This window comes from Nocardia terrae (assembly GCF_009760405.1).
Lineage (GTDB): Bacteria > Actinomycetota > Actinomycetes > Mycobacteriales > Mycobacteriaceae > Nocardia > Nocardia terrae.
Genome location: NZ_WRPP01000006.1, coordinates 373,511 through 388,778, shown reverse-complemented (window position 1 = coordinate 388,778; position 15,268 = coordinate 373,511). Strand labels below are relative to the sequence as shown.

Genomic DNA, 15,268 nt, shown 5'->3' with positions numbered 1-15,268 from the left:
GTCCGGGCGCCTCACATCGCGCGAACGGACCGCCGCCACACGGCCCGGCGCAGCAAGCGTAGGCCGTTGAGGCCGACGATCACCGTCGAACCCTCGTGCCCGGCCACACCCAGCGGCAGCGAGAGCGTGCCGATCAGATCCCAGACCACCAGGACCGCAATGAAACTCGCGGCGATCACCAGGTTGGCGATCACCACCCGCCGGGCCCGGCGCGAGAGCGCGATGACGGCGGGAACGGCCGTCAGGTCATCGCGCACGACCACCGCGTCGGCGGTCTGCAGGGTCAGGTCGGATCCGGCTCCGCCCATGGCGATTCCGACGTCCGCCGCGGCGAGGGCGGGCGCGTCGTTGATCCCGTCACCGACCACCGCGACCCGCTCACCGGCCGCCTGGCGGGCCGTGACCGCGTCGACCTTCTCGTGCGGAAGCAGCTCGGCCTGCGTATCGGAGATTCCCACCTGCGCGGCAAGCAGATTCGCGGCGCGGCGGTTGTCCCCGGTCAGCAGGATCGGGGCGGTCCCGGTCACGCGGGAGGTGAGCTCGACCGCGACCGACGCCTCGGGGCGCAGCTGGTCGGTGATCCCCAGCACTCCGATCGGACCGCCGTCGCGGGTGACGACGACGGCGGTGAATCCCCTCTCCTGCAACGCGTCCACGACCACGCAGGCGTCCTGTTCCGCCGTTGTGGGGACACCGTCGATCCGGGACATCAGCGCGACCGGCGAGCCGACCGCGATCCGATGCGCACCGATCCGGGCGCTGACACCGCGACCGGGTTCCGCGGCGAAGCCCTCGGCGGCGGGCAGCGTCGTCCGATCGGCCCGGGCCGCTCCGACGATGGCCGCCGCGACCGGATGCTCGCTGTCGACCTCGACGGCCGCCGCCAGTGCGAGCACCTCGGCCTCGGTGAAAGTCCCGTCCACACTGTGGATTTCCGCGAGGTGCGGGGCGCCGCGGGTCAGGGTTCCGGTCTTGTCGAACGCGACCCGGGTGGTCGCGCCCAGCCGTTCCATCACCACCGCCGACTTCACCAGCACGCCGTGCCGTCCGGCATTGGCGATGGCGGCCAGCAGCGGCGGCATGGTGGCCAGCACCACCGCGCACGGGGAGGCCACGATCATGAAGGTCATGGCGCGCAACAGCGCTCGCTGCAGCGAGTCGCCGAGGGCGAGGGGCAGCGCGAACACCGCCAGGGTCACCGCGACCATGCCGATCGAATAGCGCTGCTCCACCTTCTCGATGAACAGCTGCGTGTTCGCCTTGGTGCGCCCGGCCTGTTCGACCAGTGCGGCGATGCGGGCCACCACCGAGTCCTCGGCGCGCCGATCCACCCGGATCCGCAGCGCGCCGGTGCCGTTCAGCGTTCCGGCGAACACCTCGTCGCCGACGGTCTTGTCCACCGACAGCGGTTCACCGGTGATGGTGGCCTGATCCACCTCGCTGCCGCCGTCGATCACGGTGGCGTCCGCGGCGATTCGCTCGCCGGGGCGGACCAGGACCAGGTCACCGACGTTCAGGTCGGCGGCCGGCACGGTCTCCTCGCCGGTCTCGGTGAGCCGGGTGGCGGTCTCGGGCGCGAGGTCGAGCAAGCCGCGCACCGAATCCTCGGTCCGCGCGGTGGCCAGCGCCTCCAGCGCGCCGGAGGTCGCGAAGATGACGATCAGCAGTGCGCCGTCGGTGATCTGTCCGATGGCCGCCGCGCCGAGGGCCGCCACCACCATGAGCAGGTCCACGTCGAGGGTCTTCTCCCGCAACGCCTGTAATCCGGCGAGTCCCGGCTCCCAGCCGCCCGCGGCGTAGCAGGCCAGGTAGAGCCCCCACCACAGCCAGACCGGGGTCCCCGCCAGCTGGGCTGCCAGTCCGACCAGGAACAGTGCGAGGGCGAGTGCGGCCCAGCGCATTTCGGCCAGCTCGAACAGCCGGGTGCGGCGTACCGCAGGCTCCGGACGCGCCGATACCGGCGCCGACGTCGCCACGACCACGATCCACCTCCATCACCGACCATTGACCGTCGCGACAATACCAGAACACATGAAGACGTCTTCATGTATACGATTTTTCTCGAGGTACTCTCCTGAGTTATGGGACATGGCGTCGAGGGCCGCGATCGGCCGACCGCGCGGCTGGACGCGGACGCCGCCGCCCACGTGGCCACCACCTTGCAAGCGCTGGCCACCCCGAGTCGGCTGTTGATCCTCAGCGCATTACGCCAGAACCCGCTCGCCGTCACCGAACTGGCCGAGTCCATCGGCATGGAACAGTCGGCTGTCTCCCATCAGCTGCGCCTGCTCCGCAATCTGGGCCTCGTCGTCGGCACCCGGACCGGGCGCAGCATCGTCTACAGCCTCTACGACAACCATGTCGCTCAGCTGTTGGACGAGGCCATCTATCACAGCGAACACCTGCGGCTGGGGCTGTCGGACCGCCCCACCACCGCCTGAGCGAGCGCGCCCTCAGCCGACCGGAATGCCGCCGGGGTGGTAGCTGACGCTCGGGTTCCAGAGGAAGAAGCCGGTGTATCCGGCGTCATGGGTGGCATCGATCTGGGCCTGCACCTGGGTGTCGCCGTAGGCCACGCCGAGGCTGAAATCCTGCAGCCACGGGATGATCTGGGCGGCCGTGCCCTGGGTGCGAGCCCGGAAGTCCTGCAGTGAGCGGAAGACGATGTCGTAGGGCTGCGAATTCGGGTTGGCCACGTCGTATTCGCCCGCGTGCCAGTGCGAGGGGTAGAGCATCGGGGCGAGGTAGTCGACATAGCGGGCCATGGACGGAATGTCCTGGGCGATCTCGTCGGGCCGGGTGGCGGCGATGCCGAACACGGCGGCCCCGAGCGAGGCGCCCGACTCGTGGACCGAATCCTTGATATCCCGAAGGAAGTTCGCGATCGAATCCGACGGGGACTCGGCCAGACCCGGGAACTGCATGCCCGACAGGCCGCCGTCGGGGCGGCGGATGTAGTCGTACATGACGCCGTCGAAACCGAGGTGCCCGGCCTCCACCGCGAGATCGCGGTTGTACGAGCGGATTTCGGGGCTCGCGAAATTGGTGAAGGCGATCGCGCCGTACCCGCTGGAGTAGGGCTGGCCGCCCGGATTCTGGATCACCCAGTCCGGATGGCCGTTGTGCCAGGCCCAGCTCGCCATGGTGGGGTCGCGGAAGGCGACGATCCGGCCCACCACCTTCAGACCCATGTCGTGCAGCTGCTTCAGCGCCGCGCCGGCGTCGTAAATCGTGGTGGCCGCGCCCGATTCGCGGGCCAGCGGCACCTGCGAGTCGTAGCCGATCATGCCGTCCTCGTCCTTGATATCGAGTTCGACGGTGTCGATGCGGCCCTCGCGGGCGAGGTCCAGGACGGCCTCGCGCATGGGGTCGTAGGCCCAGGCGTAGGCGGTGACGTGGACGGCGCGAATGCGGGGCAGCGCCACATCCACCTTCACCGGGAGCACGGTCTTGTCGCCCGCGCCATTGGTCGCCACCACGGTGGTGTCGACGGGGGCGTGCGACAGGGTGAGTTCGAAGCTCCCGTCCGGCGCGGGCTGAACCGACCGGTCACCCACGGCGACCTGTTTCGCTCCGATCGCCTTGCCGCGCACCGTCACCGGATCGCGATAGGACACCGCAGCGGCTTGCGGAGCCAGCTCCAGCCGGGGCGGCCGGGTCTCCGCGGCGGCGACCACGGGGCGGCCGCGCCCGAAGACGAACACCGCCGCGGCGACCACGAGAACGAGTACCGCACCGACAGCGAGCAGGACGGACCGCCGGCGGCGGATCGACCGAAGTCGCATGAGCAACGTACACACCAACTTCCACTGACGCCTGTTGCGCATCACTATTACCTCAGCGCGCAGCCGTCGGCCGTTTTTCGCGGAGATCATCTCAAAACCGTTGTCGCCGCGTAGCGTTGCTGCGATGAGGGCGTCGGCCATGCTGCGAATGGCCACGGCGGTGCTGTTGTGCGCGACCGCCACCGCGTGCGGGGGAACGACCGCGACCGCGCCGCCCCCGGCCGCCACGACCCCGGCGCCGACCTCCCGCCCGCCGGACCCCGCCGCGGTCGCGGCCAATGAGCTGGGCCGGATCCCGATCCTCATGTACCACCGGATCGAGGCCGACCCCGCGAGCGAATACGACCAGACGCCAACGAAATTCACCGCCGAACTGGACCGTCTGTACACCGACGGCTACCGCCCGATCACCATCGCCCAATACCTGGCGGGCGCCATCGACCTCCCCGCGGGCACCCACCCGGTGGTCCTCACCTTCGACGACTCCACCCGCCCCCAGCTCACCCTCACCGACTCCGGCGAACCCGCACCGGACTGTGCGGTCGGCCTACTCGAGCAATTCCATTCCCGCCACCCCGATTTCGCCGCCACCGCCACCTTCTACGTCAACAACGCCCCCTTCGGCGACGACCCCCGCGCCCTCCCCTGGCTCGTCCACCACGGCTACGACATCGGCGCCCACACCGCCACCCACCCCAACCTGAGCCGACTCGACGCCACCGACGTCCAACGCGAACTGGTCCAGAACGTCCGCGCCATCACCACCGCCGTCCCGGGCACCGCCATCCGCTCCATGGCACTCCCTCTCGGCGTCTACCCCGTCGACCACGCCCTGGCCACCTCCGGCACCTGGGACGGCACCTCCTATACCTTCGGCGCGGTCCTGCTGGTCGGCGCGAACCCGGCCCCCTCCCCCTTCGCCACGACGATGGACCCCACCGCCCTCCCCCGAATCCGCTCCGGCCGCAGCCCGATCCCCTTCGACTCCACCTACTGGCTCGACCGGCTCAACGCCGACCCCACCAGCCGCTACACCTCCGACGGCGACCCCGCCCACATCTCCTACCCCCACACCCAGACCGAGCAATTGGCTCCCCGCTGGTCGCCTACCGCCCAGTCCTACTGACCTGGTCCTCGTGCCCCCTTCGAGTGGACGCACCAATGGATCGAGCCCGCCACAGCCAGCACCAAACCGAGAATCAGCAGGTACGCACCGTATTTCAGCTCGATCCCGGACCTGCACGATCAGGCCGATGCTTCACGGGACTTCCATCGAAGGGGAGGCCATACCCGGAGACACAGGGCTCAGCAACCCAGGCATCCCGGCGGAATGATCTCGCACCACCAGGGTTTCGGCGGTGGGATCGGGGCGTTGGGGTCACCGGCGCCCGAAACCACCCAGTCGCCTTGGACACTCACGTCACGGCCGTCCAACGGGCGCGAGGCGGGACCGGCCGCGACCGAGCCGTCCAGATTGAACCTGCTGCCGTGGCAGGGGCAGTTGATGGTGCCGCCGGAGATGTCGTTGACCGCGCAACCCAGATGCGTGCAGATCACCGAGAGCCCGACATAGTTGCCTGCATTCGGCTGCGTCACAACGGTATTGCCGACGATCACGCCGCCGCCTACCGGGATATCCGAGGTCCGGGCGATCGCGTTGTCGGGGGCGCCGGGCTCGGTGACGGTCACCGGCGCGGGCTCGGTCGCCTGCGGTTGTTCGGCGGCCGGAGCGACCGGTGCGGCGGGCGCGGGACCGGCGATCAACTGTCCGTCTTGCACACTCACCTCGCGGGCCGCCAGCCCACGGGTAGCGGGACCGTGCACCAATGACCCGTCCAGCGCGAATTGGCTGCCGTGGCAAGGGCAATTGATCACACCGCCCGAAATCGAGTTCACCGCGCACCCCAGATGTGGGCACACCGTCGAAAAAGCCAGGAAATTCCCGGCATTCGGCTGAGTGACCACGGTATCGCCGAGAATCACGCCGCCGCCGACCGGCACCTGCGCGGTGGCGGCGAGCACCGTGCCGTTGATCGGCGCGGGACCCGGTTCCGCCGCGGGCGCGTCCGTCGTCGAGGGTGGTGGTGCTGTGGTCGTCGTCGCGTCCGTGGTCGGGGTGGCCGTCGCGGTGGAGGTGGCGGCTCCGGGCGACGCCCCGCGCGGGCTCGCACACGCGGCCGCCGCCATCGCCACTCCCGCCGCGACGACGATCTCTCTGCGCCCTACCTGATCGACACCCATCGTGACCTCGATTGCCCGGCACGTCGGCGCTTTACAACGACTCAATGGTGAAACGGCCCAGCGCCTGATTCGGTTCGATCCCCGCGGCCGCCGCATCTGTGTCACGGTGGAGATCGTGTTCGGCGAGCGTGTGGCGAAGATGAGGTGGCGGCCCGGATCCGGTCGATTGGTGACGCTCATGGCCGTGGCCTTCGGGCTGACCGTCGTGATCACCCGGCTGTATCTGATGGCCTCGGGTTATCCGAAGATCGGCGGCAAGACCTATCACATCGCGCACGCGCTCTTCGGCGGATTGCTGCTCGTCATCGCCTGTCTGGTGATGTTCTTGTTCGCGAGCCGGGCGGCGCTGACGACCGCGGCGCTGCTGTCGGGCATCGGGCTGGGCCTGTTCATCGACGAGGTCGGCAAGTTCATCACCTCCGACAACGACTACTTCTTCCCGTTGGCCGCGCCCATCATCTACCTGGCCTTCCTGCTGATCGTGCTGGTCGCCCGCTACGCTGCGCGCAGCCGCGTCCGCCCGCCCGCGCTGGTCCTCGCCGACGTCACCACCCAGGTCGGCATGGACCTGGGCGCGCCGATCAGCGTGGAACAGCGCAATACCCTGCTGCACAGCATCGACACCGTCGACCGCGGCGGCTTCAGCCCGGACACCGTGGCCCTGTGCGACGCCCTCGGCACCTACCTGCGCACCACCCACGAACGCGCCGAATCCTCCCGCTTCGCCCGGCTGCGGCACACCTACCGCCGCGTCGAGGACGCACTCCTGCCGCAGCGGGCACTGGCCGCCGTGCTCATCGCCGTCCTCATCGGCCACGCCGTCTGGACCCTGCTGCGGCTGGTGCTGGCCCTCATCGTGATCTCGGGCTGGCGTTCGCCCTCGACCGCGCTCAACCACTTCCTCGACGTCACCCAGAACCACGGCTGGAAGGCGTTGGTGGGCTTGGGCATCGCCGCGGTGGCCGAGGTGCTGGTCGGCGTCGGCTGCGCGGTCGCGGCGGTGGCGTGGATTCGCGGCCGCGCCGATATCGGTGTCCGGCTGGGCATCTGGTCCAGCATCATCTCGCTGACCTTGGTGAATGTCCTGGCCAGTTATTTCAGCCAATTCCTGACCGTGTTCACCGCCATAGCCGAAGCCCTACTGCTTTGGCTCCTCATCCGCTACCGGACGCGATACTGTTCGGTGTGAGCGCATTTCGGCACAGCCCACCCCCGGCGAAGTCGAGAGGGCGTGTTCCGCGCAATGCCGAGTTGTTACTCTGCGTGGCCGCGCTGGCCCTGACCACCTTCGCGTATCTGGCCATGACCTCGGCCACCGGCAATGGATTCGACGGCGAGAGCTTCCGCGCCATCGCGGTCTTCACGGTGTTCGTGCTGGTCTCCCATCTGGCCGTACGCCGGTGGGCGCCGGCCGCCGACCCGGTACTGCTGCCGTGCGTGGTGCTGTTGAACGGCATCGGCCTGGTCCTCATCGATCGGCTCGACCGCGCCGAGGCGGTGAAGGCGAAGAACGCCGGGGAGGCCATACCGTCCTCGGACGCCGCGCATCAGCTGATCTGGACCGGCCTGGGCATGCTGTTGTTCGTGCTGGTGCTGGTCTTCGTGCCCGACCACACCAAACCCGCCCGCTACGGCTACACGTGCGGTCTGACCGGGGTGGTCGCGCTGCTGATCCCCGCGCTGCTGCCGAGCCGATTCAGCGAGGTCAATGGCGGCAAGAGCTGGATCCGGATCAGTGGATTCTCGATTCAGCCGGGTGAGTTCGCCAAGGTGCTGATCATCATCTTCGTGGCCGCGTTCCTGGTCGCCAACCGGGAGCTGTTCACCAGCGCCGGAAAACGCTTCCTGGGCATGACCTTCCCCCGTCTGCGCGATCTGGCCCCGCTGCTGTTGGTCACCTTCGTCGCGGTGATCGTGCTCGTCTACGAGAAGAACCTCGGGTTCTCGCTGCTGGTCTTCGGGACCGTGCTGGCCATGATGTACATCGCGACCGGGCGGGCGTCGTGGCTGCTCATCGGATTGGCCATGTTCTCGGTCGGCGCGATCATCGCCTACCAGCTGTTCGGGCACGTCCGCGTGCGCGTGCAGGTGTGGGAGGACCCGTTCGCCACGTATTACACGACGGGCTATCAGATCGCGCAGGGCCTGTTCGGCATGGGCACCGGCGGGCTGGCCGGGACCGGGCTGGGCAGTGGGCGGCCGCAGGACGTCCCGTTCGCCAATACCGACTTCATCATCTCCACCATCGGCGAGGAGCTCGGGCTGATCGGGCTGGGCGCGGTGCTGGCGCTGTTCCTGATCCTGTGCATCCGCGGCTTCAGCGCCGCCCTCACCACCCGCGACGCCTTCGGCAAGCTGCTCGGCGGCGGGCTGGCGTTCTCGATCGGCTGGCAGCTGTTCGTGGTCGTCGGCGGTGTCACCAAACTGATTCCGCTGACCGGTCTGACCACCCCGTTCATGTCCTACGGCGGTTCCTCGCTGCTGGCCAACTACATCATTCTGGCGCTGCTCATCCGCATCTCCGCCGACGCCCGCTCGGCCCCGCCGCCGCCCACCCGGCCGGTGCCGACGGTCCCGCCCATCGCCGACGCCATGACCGAGCACGTCTCGCGCCGCCTGCTCCCGCGCCGCCGCTGAGCCGAATGGCCGTGCCTCGGCACGGGAATCGGAGGAAGCTGGTCGAGTGACCTCTTCCAGCACCGCGGGCCGGACCGCGCTCGACAATGTTCGCGTCTTCGACGGCCGTACGCTCAGCACACCCACCACCGTCGTCATCGACGGCGCGATCATCGGCACCGAGGACACCGGCGCCACGCGCATCGACGCCGGCGGCGCGGTCCTGCTCCCCGGATTCATCGACGCTCACGTGCACATCCACGACACGGCAACTCCGTCCGCCTTCACGCCTTTCGGCGTGACCACCGCACTGGACATGGCGTGCGACCCCGATATCGTGGCCGATCTGCGGAACACCGTGGGCACCACCGATATTCGCAGCGCGGGCATGGCCATCGTCGGCCCCGAGGGCATGCACAGCAAGTTCCTCCCCGAAACCGCCGTCATCCGCTCCGCCGACCAAGCCGAACCCATGGTGGCCCAACGGCATTCCACCGGATCGAACTACATCAAGCTGGTTCTCGAAGCCCCCGGCGACGGCGGACCCGACGAAACCTCCGCCAAAGCCGCTGTCGCCGAAGCCCATGCCCGCGACCTGCTGGTCATCGCCCACGCGACCAACCCGGCCGCCTACGCCCTGGCTCTCGACGCCGGCGTCGACATCATCACCCACATCCCCGTCGGTGCCGCCCTCCCGACGGCCACCATCACCCGGATGGCCTCGGAAGGCACGGTCGTCACCCCGACTCTCACCATGATGGAGGCCATGACCGCCTTCCGCGGCATCCCGGGTGCGTTCGCCGACGCCCTCACCAACGTCGCCGCCCTGCATGCCGCCGGTATCCCCATCCTGGCGGGCACCGATGCCAACGCCTCCACCGGTGTCCCCTGCAACCCCGCGTTCGGCGACTCCCTCCACCACGAACTGGAACTCCTCGTCCAATCCGGTCTCACCCCCGCGGAAGCGCTGAATGCGGCAACAATCTTGCCCGCCAAGTACTTCGGCCTCACCGACCGAGGCTCCATCGAACCGGGTCTGCGCGCCGACCTGGTTCTCCTCGACGGCGACCCCCTCGCCGACATCACCGCGACGCGGTCCATCCGCCAGGTCTGGTCCGCCGGAGTGCCTATCCCTCGGTAGCTTTCGAGATCAGCGAGCTCAATGTGAAGAATGGGCCTAATCGTGCAGGTACGGGGTTGATTTAGCGGGAAGCCGCCCTTGGGGCGGGAGAACTGCACGGCCGCAAGTCGGCGATCACCTGGTGAGCTGGGGGTTCGGTCGGCCTGTGGAGGAATCGACGAGTGTGAAAACGCTTTCGCGTCACACGGTCTGGTCCGGGTCAGCGGAGCTTGGTGGGGAGGCGGTCGGTCAGGAGGGGGATGTGGGGGCGGAGGGTCAGGCAGAAGGTGAGCCAGCAGGAGCCGAGGAGCCAGCCTGCGAGGACGTCGGTGGGCCAGTGCACGCCGAGGTAGAGGCGGGATAGGCCGACGGCCAGGACGAACAGGGTGGCGATCGTGATCGCGAGGATGCCGATCGATTTGCGCCAGTAGGGCAGTGCGACGGCGACCAGGATGCCCGCGACCACAGTGGAGCCCAGGGCGTGGCCGGAGGGGTAGGAGTGGTTGGTCTCGGTGACGAGATGGTCGATGACCGGGGGGCGGTCGCGGGCGATGAGGAGTTTGCCGAAGAAAGTGAGCGCTCCGGCACCGGCGGCGGCGATCGCGATGAGGACCGCCTGCTCCCAGTACTTGCGCCACGCCAACACGACGCACGCCAGGATCGAGTAGATCGCGACCGAGGTGGTGTCACCGGCGGTGCTGATCGCCTTGGCGAGCTTGGTCCAGGCGGCGGTGCGCTGGTCGATGAACCATTGCAGCCAGGACGAATCCGGGCCGACGGGACCGTTGTGCGGGGCCACCACGCAGGTGAGGACGACGAGAGCCACGGCCGACGCCAGCGTGAGGAGGACGCCGGTGCGGGGAAGGTCCGAGAGTCGGAAGGGCCGTGTCGTCGTGAGTGCTTCTTCCTTTGCGGGTGGTGGGGACAGCATGCCATCGAGGTTGCCATGGCATCGCTGAGAGGATGTTGAGAGCCGGCTGGGCGGGTCCGTCCCGCCGCGAACCGCGTCGTCCGGCATGCTGGTGGCCGTGCGAGTGCTGGTGGTCGAGGACGAGGTGCGGTTGGCGCAGACGATTCGGCGCGGGCTCGAGCTCGAGGGGTTCGTGGTGCAGCTCGCCCACACGGGGACCGAGGGGCTGTGGGCGGCGTCGGAGGAGCGCTTCGATGTGATCGTGCTCGACATCATGCTGCCCGAGCTGAGCGGCTACGAGGTGCTGCGACGGCTGCGCGCGAAGGACGTGGCCACGCCGGTGCTGATGCTGACCGCCAAGGACGGCGACTACGAGCAGGCCGACGCCCTGGATCTGGGCGCGGACGACTACCTGACCAAGCCTTTCTCGTTCGTGGTGCTCATCGCCCGGCTGCGCGCCCTGCTGCGCCGCCGCGCCCCGCAGCAGCCGGCGCTGCTGTCGGCGGGCGATCTGGTGCTGGATCCGGCCCGGCGCACGGTGCGGCGCGGCGATGTCGCCCTCACCCTCACCCCGCGTGAGTTCGGCTTGCTGGAATTCCTGTTGCGGCACAAGGGATTGGCGCTGACCAAGATCGAGATCCTGCGCAATGTGTGGGACGCCCACTACGACGGACCGGAGAACGTGGTCGAGGTCTACGTCGGATATCTGCGCAAGAAGATCGACGCCCCCTTCGGCCGCACCAGCATCGAGACGCTACGGGGCGTCGGGTATCGCATGGTCGATCCCGACGGGCAGCCTGATCACGAATCGAGCTCCACCCCAGGGTGATTCATCGATCGTCACCGATCCGCCGTGCGCGGCCACGATTTCCGCGACGATCGCCAGACCCAGCCCGGAACCGCCGGTGGCGCGGGCGCGATCGGCCTCCAGCCGCACGAAGCGGCCGAATACCCGCGCACGGTCGGCCACCGGAATGCCGGGACCGTCGTCGTCCACCAGCACCAGGGCGTGCGCGCCGTCCCGTCGCACGGTGACCACCACCGTGGAGCGGGCGTGCGCGGCGGCATTCTCGACGATATTGCGCAGTGCCCGAGCGAGTTTGGGCTGATCACCCTGCACCCGGACCGGTTCGATGTCGGTGCGCACCGTCAACCCGCCCCGCGCGCGCAGGGCGGCCGCCTGCTCCCCCGCCAGATCGTCGAGATCCACGTCCCCGGTGCGCAATTCGAGCCCGTTCTCGTCCGCCGCCGCCAGCGTCAGCAGGTCTTCGATCAACTGCCGCATGCGCTCGGTCTCCGGAAGCATTGTGCCGCCGATCAATTCGGCGTCCAGCGTCTCGGGCCGGTCGCGCGCGAGCTCCAGGGCGGCCGTGACCACCGCCAGCGGGCTGCGCAGTTCGTGCGAGGCGTCGCCGACGAAGCGGCGTTGCGCCTCGTGCCCGGCCTCGACGCGGGCCAGCATGTCGTTCATGGTCTCGGCCAGCCGCGCGATCTCGTCGCGCGCCACGGGCACCGGCACCCGCTCCGAGAGCCCGGTCGCGCCGATGCCCGCCACCCGGCTGCGGATCTCCTCCACCGACCGCAGCGATCGCCCCACCAGCAGGTAGGTGGCCAGCGCGGCGGCGGCCACCACGAGCGGCCCGCCCACCGCGACCAGCGCGCCGACCCGTTTCACCGCGCGCTCGGCGGGCTCGCTGTCACCCGCGACCAGCACGACATAGCGGCCGTCGGGCGCGACCACCGGGCGCGCCGCGACCCGCAGGTCCTTGTCGTGGGCGGAGGTGGGCCGCAATCCGTGCGCGGGCTCGGTCACGGTGTTCGGATCCAGCAGCGGCGCCGATGTTTTCGCGTCCGACGCCCGCACGATCCGCCCCCGCGCATCGACGATCTGCACCACCGCGACCTGACCGGTGGCATCGAACAGCGACCCCGGCAGCTCGGCGACCGAACCGCGCGTCAGCTCGTTCACGATCGAGTCCGCCCGCGTCCCCGCCGCCGCGTCGAGCTCCCGCAGCAGGGACCGGTTCAGCAGCCCGAGCATGGCCGCGGCCGCCAGCAGCAGGACCGCGCCCACGGTCAGCGCCGCGGCGACGGCGGACCGAATCCGCAACCCCCAATGCGAGGGCCGCAGCCATTCCCGGATCCGATTCACGCCCCCATCAGATCACAGAGGATGTTGACGACGGTCACATGGGCGCGCATACTCGACCATGTGACCGATGGTTACTTTCCGGTCCGGGCCGAGTCCTCGAATGAAAAGTGCTGACATGACCGAGATCTCCCTCGACACGCCCTACTCATCGGGCGTCTCCCGCCTCGACATCGAACAGGCGCTGCGCGCGGCCGGGCGGGACCCACAGCGACTCCAACTCGCGGACCTGGCCCTGGTGGAGGACTTCCACACCATGGGCCGCATCGCCACCGGCCAGCTGGCCGAGCTGGCCGCCCTCACCCCCGAGTCCCGCGTGCTCGATGCCGGCAGTGGAATCGGCGGCACCGCGCGCTTCGTCGCCGACACCTACCGATGCCGCGTGACGACCGTCGATCTGACCGAGGACTACTGCGCGACCGCGCGCTGGCTCAACGGCCTGGTCGGGCTGGACGGCGCGATCACGGTCCGGCAGGGCGACGTCACCGCACTACCGTTCGGGGACAACAGTTTCGACGTCGTGTTCAGTCAGCACGTGCAGATGAACATCGCCGACAAGGACGCGCTGTACGCGCAGGCGTACCGCGTGCTGGACGCGGATGGCCGACTCGCCCTCTGGGACATCACCGCCACGGCGAACAGCGTGCCCGCCTTTCCACTGCCCTGGGCCGATCGTCCCGACCAGAGCCACCTCGTCACCCCGGACCAGCTGCGCGCGGCGATCGAGAAGCCGGGCTTCGCGATCGAGCACTGGGACGATCTCACCGATCAGGCGGCCACGATCATGCGAATGGTGCTGTCCGCACCGCCGAATCCCGTTGGCCTGCAGGTCTTCGTCCCCAACTTCGCCGAGAAGATCGAGAACCTGACCGCGGGCCTGACCGATGGCCGTCTGCGGGCGATCCGGTGTATCGCCCGGGCCCGCAAATCCTGACGCGCCTCAGCGCAGGCGTCGGGGGCGGCGGGTGCGGCGGGTGCGGCGGGGTTCGGGGCGCAGCAGCGGGGCGATGGAGCCGGAGTAGCCGGAGGCCAGGAGTTCGGTCATGGCGGTGAAGGTGCCGACGAAACGAGTCGCTGTGGCGCGGTCGAAGCGGGCCGTGGGGTAGAGGAAAGGACCGGTGATCCCGGTGGGGGCGCCCGTGTGGTCGTAGTTCTCGGTGAGGCCGAATTCGAGGTCGTGCTTGGCGCGAATGACGCCGCTGGGGAATTCGGTGATCGATATGCCCGACGGCGCGGGGGCCGCGGGCGCGGCGTCGGCACGCTGGAGGATGAGGGTGGCCTGGAACAGGGGGTGGGCCGGATCCTCCGGAAGGCAGCGGCGTAGGCGTGGATTCGAGGTGTCGGGATGCGCGAAGGCGGCCAAGGCGACCCGTTTGACCTGGTCGATCAGGTCGTTCATGTCGGTGGCGCGGTCCAGGCGGATGCGTAGCAGCACATCGTCGGCCAGGTTGCCGACCAGATCCGCCAGCAGCGGGTCGTCGCGGCCGGAGACGGCGGTCGCGACGGTCACGTCCTGGGACTTGGCGAAATTGGCGACACTGAGCGCGAACGCGGTCTGCAGCAACATGAACAGGCTGACCCCGCTCTGGCGTCCGCGCGCGAGCAGGGCCTGGTGGATGGCCGCGTCCAGGCGGAGCTGAATGATGTCGCCCGTGGCATCGGGTTGCGCGGAACGCGGTCTGTCATAGGGGAATTCGAGCGGCGTCGGCCGGCCGACCAGATGGTTGGCCCAGTACCGCAACTGGGTGTTCGCGCGGCCGTACGGATCGTCGTCCGCACCCAGATACTCGTGCTTCCACAGCGTGTAGTCGATGTAATCGACAGGCAGCGGCGGGAATTCGGGAGCCCGGCCCGCACCCCGGGCCAGATACGCGGTGACCAGGTCACGCAGCAGCGGTGGAATGGATTGGCCGTCCAGCGAGATGTGGTGGATCACCAAGGCCAGCACCACATCCCGGCTGCCGAGCCGGTAGATGCGGGCCCGGATCGGCAGTTCCGATCCGAGATCGAAGGCCCGCGCCGCGAATTCGGCGAACTGCTCGGTGAGCTGGCCCGGGAAGGTGTCGACGACATCCATCTCGACCCGCGCGAACTCGGCGTCCATCACGACCTGAACGGGCCCGTCGGCGGTCGCCGGATAGCAGGTCCGCAGGGGCGCGTGCCGCCGGACCACATCCTCGATGGCCGCCGTCAGCGCGGCGATGCTCACCGCTTCGCCACGAATTCGAAATGCCCGAGCAACATTCCAGTCAGCGGATTGCCCGGCCGCCGCCGCCTGCCACATGCGTTCCTGGGCCGGCGCCAGCGGTATTCGCGGCGACCGCGGCATGCGCCGCAAGGGTGCGGGCTCATCCACGACTCGTAGAAATTCCGCCACTTCAGCAGGCTTTCGCCGCTCCAGTGGCCGTGTCCAGACAGCAATCGGCCCGACCATCGACGCTACCCTC

At 69.1% G+C, this 15,268-nt stretch carries 13 protein-coding genes; 7 read left to right on the top strand and 6 right to left on the bottom strand.

Annotated elements, in window-relative coordinates; genetic code table 11:
• Nucleotides 1–11 precede the first annotated feature (11 nt).
• Entirely contained in the window at nt 12–1,976 is a 1,965-nt protein-coding gene (locus GPX89_RS29705; protein WP_328602480.1) for a heavy metal translocating P-type ATPase, read from the bottom strand.
• Nucleotides 1,977–2,081: 105 nt separating this feature from the next.
• On the opposite strand from GPX89_RS29705, the gene GPX89_RS29700 reads away from it, so the two are divergent.
• On the top strand, nt 2,082–2,441 hold the full coding sequence (locus GPX89_RS29700; protein WP_157390982.1) for an ArsR/SmtB family transcription factor: 360 nt from the start codon (nt 2,082–2,084) through the stop codon (nt 2,439–2,441).
• Nucleotides 2,442–2,453: 12 nt separating this feature from the next.
• Here GPX89_RS29700 and GPX89_RS29695 read toward each other — a convergent pair whose 3' ends face one another.
• The gene (locus GPX89_RS29695) at nt 2,454–3,827 is read right to left on the bottom strand and encodes a putative glycoside hydrolase (protein ID WP_235948328.1); all 1,374 of its coding nucleotides are present in this window, start codon (nt 3,825–3,827) and stop codon (nt 2,454–2,456) included.
• Between the two features lie 82 nt (nt 3,828–3,909).
• Between GPX89_RS29695 and GPX89_RS29690 the strand changes: the two genes are divergently transcribed.
• Nucleotides 3,910–4,911 carry a polysaccharide deacetylase family protein gene (locus tag GPX89_RS29690; RefSeq protein WP_235948325.1) on the top strand — a complete coding sequence of 334 codons (1,002 nt, stop codon included), beginning with the start codon at nt 3,910–3,912 and terminating at the stop codon, nt 4,909–4,911.
• A gap of 179 nt (nt 4,912–5,090) precedes the next feature.
• On the opposite strand, the gene GPX89_RS44915 is transcribed toward GPX89_RS29690, so the two are convergent.
• Nucleotides 5,091–6,026, bottom strand: a complete 936-nt coding sequence (locus GPX89_RS44915; RefSeq protein WP_235948322.1) for a Rieske (2Fe-2S) protein — start codon at nt 6,024–6,026, stop codon at nt 5,091–5,093.
• Nucleotides 6,027–6,195: 169 nt separating this feature from the next.
• Here GPX89_RS44915 and GPX89_RS29680 point away from each other — a divergent pair, with 169 nt between their 5' ends.
• The 3 genes from GPX89_RS29680 to GPX89_RS29670 are packed head-to-tail and all read left to right on the top strand — an operon-like array spanning nt 6,196 to nt 9,783.
• Nucleotides 6,196–7,215, top strand: coding sequence for a hypothetical protein (locus GPX89_RS29680; RefSeq protein WP_157390981.1), 1,020 nt, complete (start codon nt 6,196–6,198; stop codon nt 7,213–7,215).
• Nucleotides 7,212–8,663, top strand: a complete 1,452-nt coding sequence (locus GPX89_RS29675; protein ID WP_328602443.1) for an FtsW/RodA/SpoVE family cell cycle protein — start codon at nt 7,212–7,214, stop codon at nt 8,661–8,663. The genes GPX89_RS29680 and GPX89_RS29675 overlap by 4 nt, the downstream gene beginning before the upstream one ends.
• Before the next feature lie 46 nt (nt 8,664–8,709).
• Complete coding sequence (locus GPX89_RS29670) at nt 8,710–9,783, top strand: amidohydrolase family protein (RefSeq protein WP_328602442.1); 1,074 nt, start codon at nt 8,710–8,712, stop codon at nt 9,781–9,783.
• Between the two features lie 199 nt (nt 9,784–9,982).
• On the opposite strand, the gene GPX89_RS29665 is transcribed toward GPX89_RS29670, so the two are convergent.
• The gene (locus GPX89_RS29665) at nt 9,983–10,693 is read right to left on the bottom strand and encodes a phosphatase PAP2 family protein (protein ID WP_157390979.1); all 711 of its coding nucleotides are present in this window, start codon (nt 10,691–10,693) and stop codon (nt 9,983–9,985) included.
• Nucleotides 10,694–10,790: 97 nt separating this feature from the next.
• On the opposite strand from GPX89_RS29665, the gene GPX89_RS29660 reads away from it, so the two are divergent.
• A complete protein-coding gene (locus GPX89_RS29660; RefSeq protein ID WP_328602441.1) occupies nt 10,791–11,501 on the top strand; it encodes a response regulator transcription factor in 711 nt (236 codons plus the stop codon).
• Here GPX89_RS29660 and GPX89_RS29655 read toward each other — a convergent pair.
• A complete protein-coding gene (locus GPX89_RS29655; RefSeq protein ID WP_328602440.1) occupies nt 11,427–12,824 on the bottom strand; it encodes a sensor histidine kinase in 1,398 nt (465 codons plus the stop codon). The genes GPX89_RS29660 and GPX89_RS29655 overlap by 75 nt on opposite strands.
• A 115-nt stretch (nt 12,825–12,939) precedes the next feature.
• Here GPX89_RS29655 and GPX89_RS29650 point away from each other — a divergent pair, with 115 nt between their 5' ends.
• The gene (locus GPX89_RS29650) at nt 12,940–13,755 is read left to right on the top strand and encodes a class I SAM-dependent methyltransferase (protein ID WP_157390977.1); all 816 of its coding nucleotides are present in this window, start codon (nt 12,940–12,942) and stop codon (nt 13,753–13,755) included.
• Between the two features lie 6 nt (nt 13,756–13,761).
• On the opposite strand, the gene GPX89_RS29645 is transcribed toward GPX89_RS29650, so the two are convergent.
• Nucleotides 13,762–15,255, bottom strand: coding sequence for a condensation domain-containing protein (locus tag GPX89_RS29645; protein WP_157390976.1), 1,494 nt, complete (start codon nt 15,253–15,255; stop codon nt 13,762–13,764).
• Nucleotides 15,256–15,268: the final 13 nt, after the last annotated feature.

What these genes read in the sequence shown, in the direction of transcription:
- GPX89_RS29695 (WP_235948328.1), bottom strand. Translation starts at nt 3,827, where the DNA reads ATGCGCAACAGGCGTCAGTGGAAGTTGGTGTGTACGTTGCTCATGCGA.
- GPX89_RS29700 (WP_157390982.1), top strand. Translation starts at nt 2,082, where the DNA reads ATGGGACATGGCGTCGAGGGCCGCGATCGGCCGACCGCGCGGCTGGAC.
- GPX89_RS29690 (WP_235948325.1), top strand. Translation starts at nt 3,910, where the DNA reads ATGAGGGCGTCGGCCATGCTGCGAATGGCCACGGCGGTGCTGTTGTGC.
- GPX89_RS29645 (WP_157390976.1), bottom strand. Translation starts at nt 15,255, where the DNA reads ATGGTCGGGCCGATTGCTGTCTGGACACGGCCACTGGAGCGGCGAAAG.
- GPX89_RS29650 (WP_157390977.1), top strand. Translation starts at nt 12,940, where the DNA reads ATGACCGAGATCTCCCTCGACACGCCCTACTCATCGGGCGTCTCCCGC.
- GPX89_RS44915 (WP_235948322.1), bottom strand. Translation starts at nt 6,026, where the DNA reads ATGGGTGTCGATCAGGTAGGGCGCAGAGAGATCGTCGTCGCGGCGGGA.
- GPX89_RS29665 (WP_157390979.1), bottom strand. Translation starts at nt 10,693, where the DNA reads ATGCTGTCCCCACCACCCGCAAAGGAAGAAGCACTCACGACGACACGG.